This window comes from Morganella sp. TYF_1, assembly GCF_043105645.1.
In the GTDB taxonomy this organism is placed as follows: domain Bacteria; phylum Pseudomonadota; class Gammaproteobacteria; order Enterobacterales; family Enterobacteriaceae; genus Morganella; species Morganella morganii_B.
On sequence record NZ_JBICLU010000018.1, the window covers coordinates 295,614 to 309,847 of the forward strand.

The window sequence follows — 14,234 nt, forward strand, 5'->3', positions numbered from 1 at the left end:
GGACTCCCCCGGCCTGCAGTATTGAACGGACGGGAGTCCGCTTATTCTTCACTGAGAAGATCGCTGCCGTGCATATCGATCATCTCAAGAGCTTTGCCGCCGCCGCGGGCGACACAGGTCAGCGGATCTTCCGCGACGATCACCGGAATCCCGGTTTCTTCCATCAGCAGGCGATCCAGGTTACGCAGCAGCGCACCACCGCCGGTCAGCACCATTCCGCGTTCGGAAATATCGGATGCCAGCTCCGGCGGGCACTGTTCCAGCGCCAGCATCACTGCGCTGACAATACCGGTCAGCGGTTCCTGGAGGGCTTCCAGAATTTCGTTGGAGTTCAGGGTGAAACCGCGCGGAACCCCTTCCGCCAGGTTACGGCCGCGGACTTCAATTTCAAGCACTTCGTCAGTCGGGTAAGCCGAACCGATTTCGTGTTTGATGCGTTCTGCGGTGGCTTCACCAATCAGTGAACCATAGTTACGGCGCACATAGTTAATGATAGCTTCGTCGAAACGGTCGCCGCCGATACGGACAGACGAAGAATACACCACACCATTCAGGGAGATAACCGCCACTTCGGTGGTACCGCCGCCGATATCCACCACCATGGAACCGGTCGCTTCTGATACCGGTAAACCGGCACCGATAGCCGCCGAAACCGGCTCTTCAATCAGATACACTTCACGTGCACCGGCGCTGAGCGCGGATTCACGGATAGCACGGCGTTCAACCTGGGTTGCGCCGACCGGCACACACACCAGAACACGCGGGCTCGGGCGCATAAAACTGTTACTGTGAACCTGTTTGATAAAATGCTGGAGCATTTTTTCGGTCACAAAAAAGTCAGCGATAACACCGTCTTTCATCGGACGGATTGCTGCGATATTGCCGGGGGTACGACCCAGCATGCGTTTGGCCTCATGGCCAACAGCAGCAACACTTTTGGTTGAACCCGGACGATCCTGGCGGATAGCCACGACAGACGGTTCATCCAGAACAATGCCTTGTCCTTTGACATAAATCAGGGTATTGGCTGTACCCAGGTCAATCGACAAGTCGTTGGAAAACATGCCACGAATTTTTTTAAACATACAAAAGGATAATCCTGCAAGCCGGGGACGGGGGAAAACCCGTCTACTTTACCAACCACGTTTCTTTGCGACAAGCCACAGATTGCACCTTGCCGGCAGCGTGTCCACATCACATCAGGGAGCGGTCTATTCTAGATAATTTTTATATACTGCGCAGTATAAAGCTGCATAAAAACGCAGACTTTTTCACTTATTTGATAAAATACGCGCAGGCAGATTAAAATTAATGTAAAAAATCCGGCTGCGGCCTTCTTTTCGTCATTAATTCCTGCAAACTTCCGAACAGTTGACCGGTAACTATGCATCAAGTTCAACCGGATTCTATATAATATACGCAATCTTACAATCGGCCTGACGCCCGTTGTTTCTATCCTCGCATTAAAACAAGCGGCTTAATCCCCGATAAGACGACAAAAACACCGGGTTATTCGCCGGATTATGATGAATAAGCAACACGACTGACTCAGAATAATCTCAAAATAGCCGTAACTATAAATAGCCGTATCCCGGATACAGCCCCGTTATATCCCGCTCAGTCCGTATTGACCGCCGTAATATCTGCGGAACTTGCCAATTTCCCGGCGCGGATGCACTATAACGCACCATCAACGGCAGACAACTATTCACAACGGCTTATTTCTGCGCTGTTCATCTTACGTAATATCTACCTCCGGAATGCCGGTTATGTGAGCACACCGGCAGAAAAACACCCTGATGTCCGGGCGTGCCTGTTAAAAAACCGGCAGGCAGACTACTATCAGCAAACGGATGCAAACGGCGGTTATTTCCCCCGGATATTCAGATAATGCGTATGATGAACTGGTCAGCCCTGTCGCGGTTCCGGTCTGTTCAGACCAGTATTTTGCTGCGAACTGCAATGAAATGTTTATAATGTCGCCCTTCCTCTGTAAAAATTAATATTGCCTGCGGTGAGAAAAAGGTGACAACGCATTAACATCGCGTTATCTTGTGCGTTTACGTTAGATTGCAGGAGATACCGGCAGGATGACCGAAAGTTATCATATTTTGTTACTGAACGGCCCGAATCTTAACCTGCTGGGCACGCGGGAACCCGATAAATACGGGACGCTCACGCTCGCAGATATCGTTGCAACGCTGACCCGGGATGCCGGTCAGTGTGGCGTTACACTAAGCCACCTGCAATCCAACGCCGAGCACGAACTCATCGACAGAATTCATGCTGCACGGGGAAACACCGATTTTATTCTGATAAACCCGGCTGCATTCACTCACACCAGTGTGGCTCTGCGTGATGCCCTGCTGGCCGTCAGCATCCCGTTTATCGAGATCCATCTGTCGAATGTACACGCACGGGAGCCGTTCCGTCACCACTCTTATCTCTCTGATATCGCCACCGGTGTTATCTGCGGGCTGGGTGCGGAAGGCTACCGTTATGCTTTACAGGCAGCGGTTCACCGTCTGTCACAATTAACTCAACACTAAGAGTACGGAATCATCTCATGGATATTCGTAAAATAAAAAAACTGATCGAGCTGGTCGAAGAGTCCGGTATTTCTGAGCTGGAAATTTCTGAAGGCGAAGAGTCAGTACGCATCAGCCGCGCGTTACCGGTTCAGGCTATGGCCGTACCACAGCAATACAGCGCACCTGTTCAGCAGCCTGCATTAGCAGCCGCTGTGGCACCATCCGCAGGTCTGGCTGATCCGGCACCGGAAAAAGAGATTGCCGGTCATGTGGTCCGCTCTCCGATGGTCGGTACGTTCTACCGCTCACCAAGCCCGGATGCGAAAGCCTTTATTGAAGTCGGTAAACAGGTCAATGTCGGTGACACCCTGTGTATCGTCGAAGCCATGAAAATGATGAACCAGATCGAAGCTGACAAAGCCGGTGTGGTTAAAGCAATTCTGTTAAAAGACGGCGATGCTGTCGAATTTGACGAGCCACTGGTCGTCATCGAATAACGGGGCGAATCATGCTGGAAAAAATCCTTATTGCCAACCGGGGTGAAATTGCACTGCGGATCCTGCGGGCCTGTAAAGAGCTCGGGATCAAAGCGGTCGCTGTTCACTCTTCCGCGGATCGTGATTTAAAACACGTTCTGCTGGCTGACGAGACCATCTGTATCGGTCCGGCGGCCTCTGCGAAAAGTTATCTGAATATCCCGGCCATTATCTCTGCCGCTGAAATTTCCGGCGCACAGGCCATCCACCCGGGGTACGGATTCTTATCTGAAAACGCTGATTTTGCCGAGCAGGTTGAGCGCTCCGGCTTCACGTTTATCGGCCCGAAAGCGGAAACCATCCGCCTGATGGGCGACAAAGTGTCTGCTATCCGCGCGATGAAAGAAACCGGCGTTCCGTGTGTACCGGGCTCTGACGGCCCGCTCAGCGACGATATGCCGCTGAACCACACCATTGCCAAACGTATCGGTTTCCCGGTCATCATCAAAGCCTCCGGCGGCGGCGGCGGACGCGGTATGCGCGTTGTCCGCAATGATGAAGATCTGGAAGAAGCGATTGCAATGACCAAAGCCGAAGCCAAAGCGGCCTTCAACAACGACATGGTTTACATGGAAAAATTCCTTGAGAACCCGCGTCACGTTGAAATCCAGGTGATGGCAGATGGTCAGGGCAACGCCATCTATCTGGCGGAACGCGACTGCTCCATGCAGCGCCGTCACCAGAAAGTGGTCGAAGAAGCCCCTGCACCGGGTATCACCCCGGCGCTGCGCAAAAGCATCGGCGAACGTTGTGCCAAAGCCTGTATCGATATCGGCTACCGTGGTGCCGGTACCTTTGAGTTCCTGTTTGAAAACGGCGAGTTCTATTTCATCGAAATGAACACCCGTATTCAGGTAGAGCACCCGGTCACTGAAATGATCACCGGTGTTGACCTGATCAAAGAGCAGCTGCGTGTCGCATCCGGCCTGCCGCTCTCTGTGAAACAGGACGATATCAAAGTCAAAGGTCACGCGATCGAATGCCGTATCAACGCCGAAGATCCGCACACCTTCTTACCGAGCCCGGGCAAAATTACCCGCTTCCACTCTCCGGGTGGTTTCGGTGTCCGCTGGGAGTCTCATATTTACGCCGGTTATACTGTGCCGCCGTATTATGATTCCATGATCGGTAAACTCATCACCTATGGTGAAACCCGTGAAATTGCTATCGCCCGTATGAAAAATGCGCTGGCGGAACTGATTATCGACGGTATTAAAACCAATATCGAGCTGCACCAGCTGATTATGAATGATGAGAACTTCTGTAAAGGCGGCACCAACATCCATTATCTGGAGAAGAAACTCGGCCTGCACGAGGTCTGATTTTCTGTCGCTTTTCTTTCTCAGGCCCCTGTCAAACAGGGGCTTTTTTATAAAGAGTATGCTATGCCCTGGATCCAAATACGCTTAAATTCCACCGGTGCTGATGCCGAAGTTATCGGTGATGAACTGACTGAAACCGGTGCCGTCTCCGTCACCTTTCAGGACAGCCACGACACCCCGATTTTTGAACCGCTGCCGGGGGAAACCCGCCTGTGGGGCGACACCGACGTGATCGGCCTGTATGACGCCGAAACAGACATGAAAGCCGTTGTTGCGCAATTACAGCAGCACCCGCTGCTCGGCGAACACTTTGTCCATAAAATCGAACAGATTGAAGACAAAGACTGGGAACGCGAGTGGATGGATAACTTCCACCCGATGCGTTTCGGTCAGCGCCTGTGGATCTGTCCGAGCTGGCGTGAAATCCCTGACCCGGATGCGGTCAATGTGATGCTCGATCCGGGTCTTGCATTCGGTACCGGTACCCATCCGACCACGTCTCTGTGCCTGGAATGGCTTGACGGGCTGGATCTGAACGGTAAAACCGTGATCGATTTCGGCTGCGGCTCCGGGATCCTGGCGATCGCCGCCCTCAAACTGGGCGCCAAAGAAGCTATCGGTATCGATATCGACCCGCAGGCGATTCAGGCCAGCAGGGACAACGCAGAGCGTAACGGCGTCTCAGACAAGCTGACCCTTTACCTCTCTGATAAAAAGCCGCAGACGCTCTCTGCGGACGTTGTGGTGGCCAATATCCTGGCCGGTCCGCTGCGTGAACTGGCACCGGTGATCGGCGCGCTGCCGCAGGCCGGCGGATTACTCGGATTATCCGGCGTACTCGCAACTCAGGCGGAAGGCGTGGCAGAGGCTTACCGAGACGCCTTTGAGATTGATGAGATTGCCGAAAAAGAAGAATGGTGCCGGATCACCGCTACAAAACGCGGCTGATATTCTTACTTTTTGGTATATAAATCGTGCGTTTGCGTGATTCAGTGAATATATTTTAAGCAATTTCACGCAAACACATTTTATTCTGAAAATTAAATCATAAAACCGCACGGTATGCTGTTCTGGGCTAACTTATTGTTACAACAGACTAATTAATAAAATCCGAAAAAAGCAATAAAAAAAATTTCGCCGTAAAGGTCGATTTGCTCAAAGTTTGTCCTTTCATATCTTTGAAAAAATGCGTAATATACGCGCCCTTGCAGTCACAGTATGGCCACACTTCTTCGTCTATGCGTATCGGACAATACCAGTTGAAAAACCGCCTTATCGCGGCCCCTATGGCAGGCATCACCGATCGGCCTTTCCGGTCGTTGTGCTATGAAATGGGCGCGGGTATGGCCGTCTCAGAGATGCTTTCTTCCAATCCGCAGGTCTGGAAGACGGACAAATCGAGATTACGCATGGTACACAGTGATGAGCCAGGTATCCGTTCTGTGCAGATAGCCGGTAATGATCCCGGTGAAATGGCGGCTGCGGCAAAGATTAATGTTGCCGGTGGTGCGCAGGTCATCGATATCAATATGGGGTGTCCGGCCAAAAAAGTGAACCGTAAGCTGGCAGGCTCCGCCCTGCTGCGTTATCCGGCGCTGGTGGAAGAGATTCTGAACGCGGTGGTTAATGCGGTGGACGTACCTGTCACACTGAAAATTCGCACCGGCTGGTCACCGGAAGAACGGAACTGTGTCACGATTGCCCAATTGGCCGAGCGTTGCGGTATTCAGGCTCTTACGATCCATGGCAGGACCCGTGCCTGTCTGTTTAATGGGGAAGCCGAATACGACAACATCCGGACAGTTAAGCAGACTGTTGCCATCCCGGTTATTGCCAATGGCGACATTACTGACCCGCTTAAAGCCAGGGCAGTACTGGACTACACCGGCGCAGACGCGCTGATGATTGGTCGTGCTGCTCAGGGAAGACCCTGGATCTTCCGGGAAATCCAGCACTATCTGGACACAGGCGAACTGTTGCCGCCCCTGCCCGGTGCAGAGGTGAAACGCATAATGTGCGAGCATGTGCGGGAATTGCACGACTTTTACGGTCAAAGCAAGGGAGCCCGCATAGCCCGCAAGCACGTTTCCTGGTATATGCAGGAACATGCACCTGATGTTCAGTTTCGGCGCACATTCAACGCCATTGAGGATGCCGGCGAACAGCTGGAGGCGTTGGAGGCATATTTTGAAAATTTTTTGCGTAAATAAAGAAAAGAGCTGACAGAACTATGTTCGAACAACGCGTAAATTCTGACGTACTAACCGTTGCTACTGTAAATTCACAAGATCAGGTAACTCAAAAGCCGTTACGTGACTCAGTTAAGCAAGCACTGAAGAACTATTTTGCTCAATTAAACGGTCAGGATGTTAATGAACTGTATGAGCTGGTACTGGCTGAAGTTGAACAGCCATTGTTGGACATGGTGATGCAATACACCCGTGGTAACCAGACCCGCGCTGCCCTGATGATGGGTATCAACCGCGGTACTCTGCGTAAAAAACTGAAAAAATACGGCATGAACTAAGTAGTACCGTACAATGCATTGAATCGAAAAGCCTTTTCAGGATAACTGAAAGGGCTTTTTTGTTGCTGCTTATCCGAACACTGATACCGTTTAGTGCGCAATAATGCCTGCCGGTTGGACATCATGCGGTTCCGGCGGCTGTCTGTGCAGTTGTAATTTTTACTTACGATAACGTCGTATTTTTTTACTGCACTAATATGAATAAAATGATGAATTTAAGGTAAATTTAACATATACCTTATGAAGATAGTTAATGTCACGCGCTATTTACCAGTCAGTAACCGGTGAAAATCAGGGATTGATCTCGCAGGGAGCATCTTCCGGAGAGTCACCGGGGTCTGATTATCAACCGGGACATGGGCATGAAATTTATATCACAAGCCCGGCGTTGCGGACATCCGGACATGATGACAGTGTAAACCGGAACGTTACATTGACTAAATTAATTGATTCGGCATTACCATTATTATTTGAAGCCATTCAGAATAATTAAAAATGCACTTTAATTTCATGGAAAATAGCGGCATTAAAACATCAACATAAGTAAAATAATTTATTAAATCAATTATTTCTTTGGAGAGTAGTTGTTATGGCTAACAATATATATATGACAATAAATGGCAAAAATCAGGGCGGGATTTCTGATGGTTGCTCATCTTATAAATCACTGGGTAATAAGTACCAGGCATCACATACTGATGAAATATTGGTAATAGCGGTTTCTTTTGATATATCAAGGGCACAAAATCTAACTCACGGCCCGGTTTCAATAACAAAATACGTGGATAAATCCACGCCATTATTGATTACCGCTGTAACGAATAATGAAGTAATGGATTGTGAAATTGATTATTACCGTACATCCGATGCTGGTGCTCAGGAGAAATATATGACCATTCTTTTACGGAATGCGAGCATCATTAACTTTTCACAAACACACGCTAACTCTCTGATGCAAAATGATGCGTTACCCAGTGAAACGCTGACACTCCGTTATGAAAGCATTACCTGTAATCATATCATGGCATCAACATCAGGTTACAGCATCGCCAGTACCGTGTAGTTTTATTTATTGGCTGAAAATAATAATTTTCAGCCAATAAATTATTTTCTTATATTTGGTGAGTAGTAAATCGATAAGATAATCATAAAAAATAAACTACTATATCTAATTAAATCCTCATTCCCTTTTTCTATAAATAAGCCACCAATATAAAAACTTTCACCGTAAACAAAGATTATAAGATAAGAGCTCCCTATAATCAGTATTAATATCAAATATAATAACTCAAGGAAAAAAGGTCTTTTTGGTGTAAAAAATACCTTCGCCTTTCGTATTAATGAGAAAATAATAATGGCTGTTACATAATATAACATCAGTTTGAACCAGCCGAATGGAACTGTTGATAACGTATTGAAATCTGTCATTTTTTATTTTCTTTTTGAATTAAGTCATATGTAGAATAAATTGTCACCCCATCAAAGAAACCTTCTGTAATAAATGCGCTTGTATTCATTAATTTCCATGATGCAACAAAATCCATATCATAGTAATTAAATAATTTAAAAGCACCTGGTTTTAATGCGGGGTTAAATAATGTTCCGGCGGATAATGTCAGGTCAACGAAGTTATAAACCATATCAGCCTCATGGTCACTGTATCCTAATTTTTTGTCGTATATCTATAGCCATCTCTCAGATATCCGCTGGTATTTTCTCTAAAGAGAAGATAATAACCATTTTCATACATATTATTCGTGCCCTGAGCGATCAACCCCACACTTAATGAACTACACAGCAGACCAACGCTGACTGCACAGGCACCATAACCTGCGATAATCTGTATACCGCCACCTACAAATCCAACTTGTTTCAACAAAAGAGTTGTTACACCATTTTTTTCATTATTCTGTGCTTCAACATAAGCATATTGTCGAATTTCCTGAAGCTGAATTGCTCTTTGCTGCTCTTTCAGTAACGCCCTCATATCTTCGATATTATCCAGTCCAGCGGATAAGCTCAGGCAGGCGTTTCTTACCTCCCATTCATTTCTTGAAATGTACTGACTTATATCCCTTAAAAATTTCATCCTCACTTCAGGATTACGTATATGCATATACGCGATTGTTTCGGCTTCTTTCCGGAGTTCATTTGAAATGTTATTCAAAGTACTTTGATATGCGTCACTGAATGAATAATCTAATTCGTACTGGCTCATTTGTTACCTGAGGAAGTAAGTAAAATTTACACCATTATGCTTTTCCTAAGGATATTTGCCAATGATTACATTACCAAAACCTAAATTTCCCACAATATAACCACATAAAAAGCGTATTTTTCCGGAATCCCCATCCTCTTTTGACTGATACAAGGGTTGTTGTCCGCCGGAGGCATTCAGATCTGCCTGAGCTTTACCGTTATTTATCATTCTGCGGACATGCTGATAAGTCCTGAATCCTTTTCCCCGGGATAAGCACAATTAAAAAGCAATAACCGGAGTGTTCCGTTTCTTTTCCTCTTCCATGATAAGCGCAGATATTTCGCCGGACAGCGAAGCATTGGTTTTTCTGTCCGCTATTATCCCCGGCACAGCAGCCCGGATTATCAGGAGAGAAAAATGAACACACTGCAACAGGTATTACATCAATCATTACAGGCGGTTCAGGCGGAGTCTTCCCCGGCATTAATACACAGCGGGAAATTACTGAATTTTGCACCGTCACAAATTTCACAGTTGCAGGATGACCTGCAGTGCCTGTACGGGCAGCCGCTGCCGCGTTTTCCGGATCCGCAGGTGATCAGCGGCAAGCTGGAAGCAGCGCAGCGCCTGCACCGGCAAATCCCCGCGCAGAACGGTGTGTTATGGCAGCATTTCCGGAAAGAATCCGCAAAACTGAACCCGTCGGATGATGCCGCTCTGACCGATGTGCTGCTCCGCTGGCTGTTCACCCTTATCGCTGCCGCCTGAACAGTAACGCCTTTTCCGGGCAGCAGAAAAGGCGTTACTGTTTTTTATCAAACCAGGGTTGCTGAAATAGCCGGATGATCAGTGCGAGATTTTCCTGCCCGACAGCAGCCGCAATGTCATCACATAATCCGGTTTTGATGGCTTCATAGGCGTCATAGCATTGCTGCCCGAACGGTGTCATTTTCACCCCCTTGAGCTTTTTGCTGCCCTGAACATCAAAGATGGTGATTAATCCCTTTTCTTCCATCTGGCGGATGAATTTATGAATCGCCTGACGGGAAATCGTCACTGTCGCAGAAATATCAGCTATGGATACCGGCTGGTCATACACCCTCGATAAAATGTACCACTCCGAATTACTCATGTGAATGTCGCTGCGGGCATTCCAGAGTGTATCAATCCGTTCACGGAGCAGTGTGTGCCGCTCACTGATAAGGTCGATAAAATCCAGGTCATTCAATGCAATTTTCACGCGCACTCCCCTTTTCTTTTTGTGCAGTATACCAAAAACACTTAGTCAACTAAGTTGACCATCATCGCAAAGTGCGTTACTTTTCCTTTCGTCAACCTGGTTGATGAAATAATAGGATAAGAATGTGACAACAGAAGCAACAATACAGGTACGCTATCCGAAAATGATGCTGAGCGTACTGATGGCCGGGACATTTACCGGCCTGTTCGGGGAAACCGCATTAAATATGGCGCTCACCAATCTGATGAGCCAGTTCTCTCTCTCCGCCGGTCAGGCGCAGTGGCTGGTGACCGGCTACCTGCTGACGCTGGCGGTGTTCGTTCCGGTGTCGGCGTTTCTGGTGCGCTGGTTTAATACCAGAGTGCTGATCCTCACCGCGCTGTGTGTTTCCCTAGCCGGTTGTCTGGTAGCCGCACTGGCCCCCGGTTTTGCCGTACTGCTGCTCGGGCGGGTTATCCAGGCCATCGGTACCGGGGTGATATTGCCGGTAATGATGAGTGCGGCATTACTCATTTTTCCGGTCTATCAGCGCGGGGTGGTGATGGGGATGATAGGTATTGCGATTACCCTGGCACCGGCACTGGGGCCGACAATCTCCGGCTTTATTATCACCCTGTTCAGCTGGCATGCTATTTTCTGGCTCAGTGCGCTGGCCTATGCCACCATCATTTTGCTTGCCGTAAAATCCATCGCACCGATTGGTGACATCACACGCCCGCGTATTGATATCGTTTCTCTTCTGCTTTCCTCCGCCGGATTCAGCGGCATCATCTACGGGCTGGCTATCCTGGCGGAACACAGCCTGAGCGATCCCGCTGTCTGGGGCTCCCTGCTGGCGGGGGTTCTCTGCCTCGGCGTATTCGCCCGCCGTCAGACACACATGGCGATGCCGATGATCCACCCGGATGTGTTCCGTAATCCGCTGTTTATTATTGGCCTGATCATGATGATCCTGAGCATGATGAGTGTGCTCTCCGCTGCAATTATTCTGCCGGTATTCCTGAAAGATGTGCTGATGCTGAGTGCGGCACTGGCCGGGGTTCTGCTGCTGCCGGGCAATATTATCAATGTGGTGTTCTCACCGCTGATCGGCTTTCTGTATAACCGGTTTGATTCACGCCCGTTTGTGGTCTGCGGCTCTCTGTTTATGCTGATGAGTGCGGCGTTGTTCCTGTATGCCATCGGTGAAAATGCACCGGTGTGGCAGATTGTCGCCGCCTTTATGCTCCTGTGCCTGGGTGTCACCTGTGTGATCATGCCCGCGCAGACTACTGCCATGAGTGCCCTGCCCGCCAGGTTATATGCTGATGGCTCTGCCGTCTGGAATACCTTTTATCAGGTAGCCGGTGCCGTTGGTACCGCTTCAGCCATCTCTCTGATGTCTTTTTACCGTGACGCGGCGGCAGCACAGCAGACAACAACCGCCGCACTGGCATCGGGGATCCATGCCGTATTCTGGCTGAGTCTGCTGCTCGGCCTGTTATCACTGGTTTTCGCCTTCTTCATGAAAAAACCGCGCCCGCACGCTGATGCGGCGTAATCACCTGAATTAACTCTGATGGCTGCTCCGGCAGCCTTTTTCATTATTTATCACAGCCGTCATCCGCACACATGTCACTTATGACGGTAATAATTATCATTCAATGAGATAGGATGTATGACTGCACTATACCGCACTTCCCTGTTCCGGCTTTCGCTGGCGGCTTTACTGGTTGCCGGTGTCTGCCACGCCGCTGAAGATGAAATCGTGGTCACCGCCGCGCCGCCTGCGGTCAGTCCGCTGGACAGCAACGGCACATACCGCGCCACACACAGCGACAGTGCCACCAAAACCGCCACGCCGCTGAACAAAGTTCCTTCTTCAGTTTCGGTGATCAGTGAGGAGGAAATCACCGTCCGCAATCCTGCCACGCTGAAACAGGCGCTGGGATATACCCCCGGCGTGGTGACCGGTACGTCCGGCAGTTCATCCGTTTTCGACAGTGTCATGATGCGCGGCTTCCATAATGTCAGCCAGAATATCTATCTGGACGGATTAAAGGTACAGGGGGATATGTATGCGGAGAGCCGGATGCTGCCGGACTTTATGCAGCGGATTGATGTGCTGAAAGGCCCGGCGTCGGTGCTTTACGGACAATCCAATCCGGGCGGCGTGGTCACGATGACCTCCAAACGTCCGCAGAGGGATCCGCTGCGGGAAATCCGCTTACAGGCCGGGGATCACCACCTGTGGCAGACCGGGTTTGATCTCAGTGATGCCCTGAATGATGAGGAAACACAGGCTTACCGCCTGACCGGCACACTGCATGACCAGCATCAGCAGCAACAGGGGGAGCGGGAGCGGTATTATGCCTTGCAGGGCTCTTACCTCTGGCAGCCGGATGATGCCACTTCTTTGCTGCTTACCGCCCAGGCCATGAATGCCCCGTGCAACGGCTATTACGGCTGGCTGCCGCGTGAAGGAACAGTGGACAGCGGCGCTGCCGGGAAATTGCCGACCGGGTTTAACGAAGGCGAGCCGGGCTATAACCGCTTTGAACGGCAGCAGCGGCTGATCGGCTGGCAGTTTGATCATGCGTTCAATGATAACTGGTCGCTGCATCAGGGATTACGTTATCAGCACATCAGCACCAACTGGCGCACCATTTACGGCAGCGGATTATGCAGCAGCAATCCGGCGGCCTGTTACGGCGTGCCGCAGCAGGATCTCTCATCCACCCTCTCCCGCAGCCATATCCGCAATGACGAACGGCTGTCCGGCCTGGTCACTGATACCCATGTCATCCACAACATCAGCGGTCACGGCTGGCGCAATACCCTGATGGCGGGCGTGGATTACTCACAGCTTCGCAACCGGATGACCAATGAGATGGGCGTTGCTGCCCCGCTGGATCTGCGATCTCCGCAGTACGGTAATCTGACCGTATTACCGCTGGCAGACAGCGGCACGGTGAATAAAAATCATCAGACCGGAATTTATGCCCAGGATCAGCTTTTCCTGGATGACTGGACATTCACCCTCGGCGGCCGTTATGACGAAAATACCAGTAAATCCCGCAGCCACGATAACCTCAGCGGCGCAGACAGCGCCCATCACCAGACAGACAGAGAGTTCACCTGGCGCGGTGGTGTGAACTATCAGCTGCCTTATGGTTTCGCCCCGTATTTCAGCTACAGCGAATCCTTTGAGCCGAGCACTGCAGCTACGGTCAGCGGAAAACCGCTGTCACCGTCACGCGGAAAACAATATGAGGCCGGGCTGAAATACCTGCCGGAGAATGCTGCGCTGTCCGCCACACTCGCAGTGTATGAACTGACCAAAGATAATAACCTGCACCGCGACCCGCTGAATCCGTTTTTCAGTGTTCAGGGCGGGAAAATTCGTTCGCGGGGGGTTGAGCTGGAAACCAAAGCCGCGCTGACCTACAACTGGAACCTGATCGCCGGCTATGCTTATACCGATACCCGTTTCCGTCAGCAGGCGGAGAATGCCAATCATCACCCCGCCATGGTCCCGGCGCACACTGCCTCGCTGTGGACAGATTATACCTTTGACAGCACACCGCTCAGCGGCCTGACTGTCGGCGGCGGCGTACGTTATAACGGTAAAACACAAGGGGATGACGCCAACAGCTTCACCGTTCCGGCTTACACCGTGGCGGATATGATGCTGAGCTACCGGCTTGATAACCTCCCTGCCCTTGAGGATGCGGAAATCGCGCTGAATATCAATAATCTGTTCAACAAGCATTATGTTTCCGCCTGCTTTACCGATACGGCATGCAGTTGGGGCAATGACCGTCAGATAACCACCACGCTGACCCTTCACTGGTAAAAGGCATAAAAAAAGGGATCCCGGATTAAACCGGAATCCCCGA

12 protein-coding genes and 1 pseudogene are annotated in these 14,234 nt (G+C 50.0%); 10 read left to right on the forward strand and 3 right to left on the reverse strand.

What is annotated here, in order from left to right:
• Positions 1 to 41 precede the first annotated feature (41 nt).
• Entirely contained in the window at positions 42 to 1,085 is a 1,044-nt protein-coding gene (gene mreB, locus ACF8OF_RS10605; RefSeq protein WP_004236290.1) for a rod shape-determining protein MreB, read from the reverse strand.
• A gap of 1,005 nt (positions 1,086 to 2,090) precedes the next feature.
• On the opposite strand from mreB, the gene aroQ reads away from it, so the two are divergent.
• The 7 genes from aroQ (at position 2,091) to ACF8OF_RS10640 (ending at position 7,979) form a co-directional block, all read left to right on the forward strand.
• Positions 2,091 to 2,549 carry a type II 3-dehydroquinate dehydratase gene (gene aroQ, locus ACF8OF_RS10610; protein WP_025151860.1) on the forward strand — a complete coding sequence of 153 codons (459 nt, stop codon included), beginning with the start codon at positions 2,091 to 2,093 and terminating at the stop codon, positions 2,547 to 2,549.
• Between the two features lie 17 nt (positions 2,550 to 2,566).
• A complete protein-coding gene (gene accB / locus ACF8OF_RS10615) occupies positions 2,567 to 3,028 on the forward strand; it encodes an acetyl-CoA carboxylase biotin carboxyl carrier protein (RefSeq protein WP_004236288.1) in 462 nt (153 codons plus the stop codon).
• 11 nt (positions 3,029 to 3,039) lie between these two features.
• A complete protein-coding gene (gene accC / locus ACF8OF_RS10620; protein ID WP_025151862.1) occupies positions 3,040 to 4,389 on the forward strand; it encodes an acetyl-CoA carboxylase biotin carboxylase subunit in 1,350 nt (449 codons plus the stop codon).
• 63 nt (positions 4,390 to 4,452) lie between these two features.
• Positions 4,453 to 5,337: a 50S ribosomal protein L11 methyltransferase gene (prmA, locus tag ACF8OF_RS10625; protein ID WP_025151863.1), complete on the forward strand. Its 885-nt coding sequence runs from the start codon at positions 4,453 to 4,455 to the stop codon at positions 5,335 to 5,337.
• Positions 5,338 to 5,627: 290 nt separating this feature from the next.
• On the forward strand, positions 5,628 to 6,599 hold the full coding sequence (dusB, locus tag ACF8OF_RS10630; protein ID WP_274369656.1) for a tRNA dihydrouridine synthase DusB: 972 nt from the start codon (positions 5,628 to 5,630) through the stop codon (positions 6,597 to 6,599).
• A gap of 20 nt (positions 6,600 to 6,619) precedes the next feature.
• Entirely contained in the window at positions 6,620 to 6,916 is a 297-nt protein-coding gene (gene fis / locus ACF8OF_RS10635) for a DNA-binding transcriptional regulator Fis (protein ID WP_004240545.1), read from the forward strand.
• Positions 6,917 to 7,505: 589 nt separating this feature from the next.
• Positions 7,506 to 7,979, forward strand: a complete 474-nt coding sequence (locus ACF8OF_RS10640; protein WP_025151866.1) for an Hcp family type VI secretion system effector — start codon at positions 7,506 to 7,508, stop codon at positions 7,977 to 7,979.
• A 361-nt stretch (positions 7,980 to 8,340) separates the two neighbouring features.
• Here the strand turns inward: ACF8OF_RS10640 and ACF8OF_RS10645 are convergent.
• Positions 8,341 to 9,134, reverse strand: a pseudogene (locus ACF8OF_RS10645) (DUF4225 domain-containing protein).
• A gap of 399 nt (positions 9,135 to 9,533) precedes the next feature.
• On the opposite strand from ACF8OF_RS10645, the gene ACF8OF_RS10650 reads away from it, so the two are divergent.
• The gene (locus ACF8OF_RS10650; RefSeq protein WP_392496555.1) at positions 9,534 to 9,884 is read left to right on the forward strand and encodes a hypothetical protein; all 351 of its coding nucleotides are present in this window, start codon (positions 9,534 to 9,536) and stop codon (positions 9,882 to 9,884) included.
• Between the two features lie 34 nt (positions 9,885 to 9,918).
• Here the strand turns inward: ACF8OF_RS10650 and ACF8OF_RS10655 are convergent, their stop codons facing one another.
• Positions 9,919 to 10,356, reverse strand: a complete 438-nt coding sequence (locus tag ACF8OF_RS10655) for a MarR family transcriptional regulator (protein ID WP_279798413.1) — start codon at positions 10,354 to 10,356, stop codon at positions 9,919 to 9,921.
• Between the two features lie 124 nt (positions 10,357 to 10,480).
• Between ACF8OF_RS10655 and ACF8OF_RS10660 the strand changes: the two genes are divergently transcribed.
• A complete protein-coding gene (locus ACF8OF_RS10660; RefSeq protein ID WP_392496557.1) occupies positions 10,481 to 11,896 on the forward strand; it encodes a DHA2 family efflux MFS transporter permease subunit in 1,416 nt (471 codons plus the stop codon).
• Between the two features lie 117 nt (positions 11,897 to 12,013).
• On the forward strand, positions 12,014 to 14,191 hold the full coding sequence (fhuA, locus tag ACF8OF_RS10665) for a ferrichrome porin FhuA (RefSeq protein WP_392496559.1): 2,178 nt from the start codon (positions 12,014 to 12,016) through the stop codon (positions 14,189 to 14,191).
• Positions 14,192 to 14,234: the final 43 nt, after the last annotated feature.

Coding starts and splice junctions, on each gene's coding strand:
- aroQ (WP_025151860.1), top strand. CDS start 2,091: ATGACCGAAAGTTATCATATTTTGTTACTGAACGGCCCGAATCTTAAC.
- fhuA (WP_392496559.1), top strand. CDS start 12,014: ATGACTGCACTATACCGCACTTCCCTGTTCCGGCTTTCGCTGGCGGCT.
- ACF8OF_RS10640 (WP_025151866.1), top strand. CDS start 7,506: ATGGCTAACAATATATATATGACAATAAATGGCAAAAATCAGGGCGGG.
- accB (WP_004236288.1), top strand. CDS start 2,567: ATGGATATTCGTAAAATAAAAAAACTGATCGAGCTGGTCGAAGAGTCC.
- dusB (WP_274369656.1), top strand. CDS start 5,628: ATGCGTATCGGACAATACCAGTTGAAAAACCGCCTTATCGCGGCCCCT.
- ACF8OF_RS10650 (WP_392496555.1), top strand. CDS start 9,534: ATGAACACACTGCAACAGGTATTACATCAATCATTACAGGCGGTTCAG.
- mreB (WP_004236290.1), bottom strand. CDS start 1,085: ATGTTTAAAAAAATTCGTGGCATGTTTTCCAACGACTTGTCGATTGAC.
- prmA (WP_025151863.1), top strand. CDS start 4,453: ATGCCCTGGATCCAAATACGCTTAAATTCCACCGGTGCTGATGCCGAA.
- accC (WP_025151862.1), top strand. CDS start 3,040: ATGCTGGAAAAAATCCTTATTGCCAACCGGGGTGAAATTGCACTGCGG.
- fis (WP_004240545.1), top strand. CDS start 6,620: ATGTTCGAACAACGCGTAAATTCTGACGTACTAACCGTTGCTACTGTA.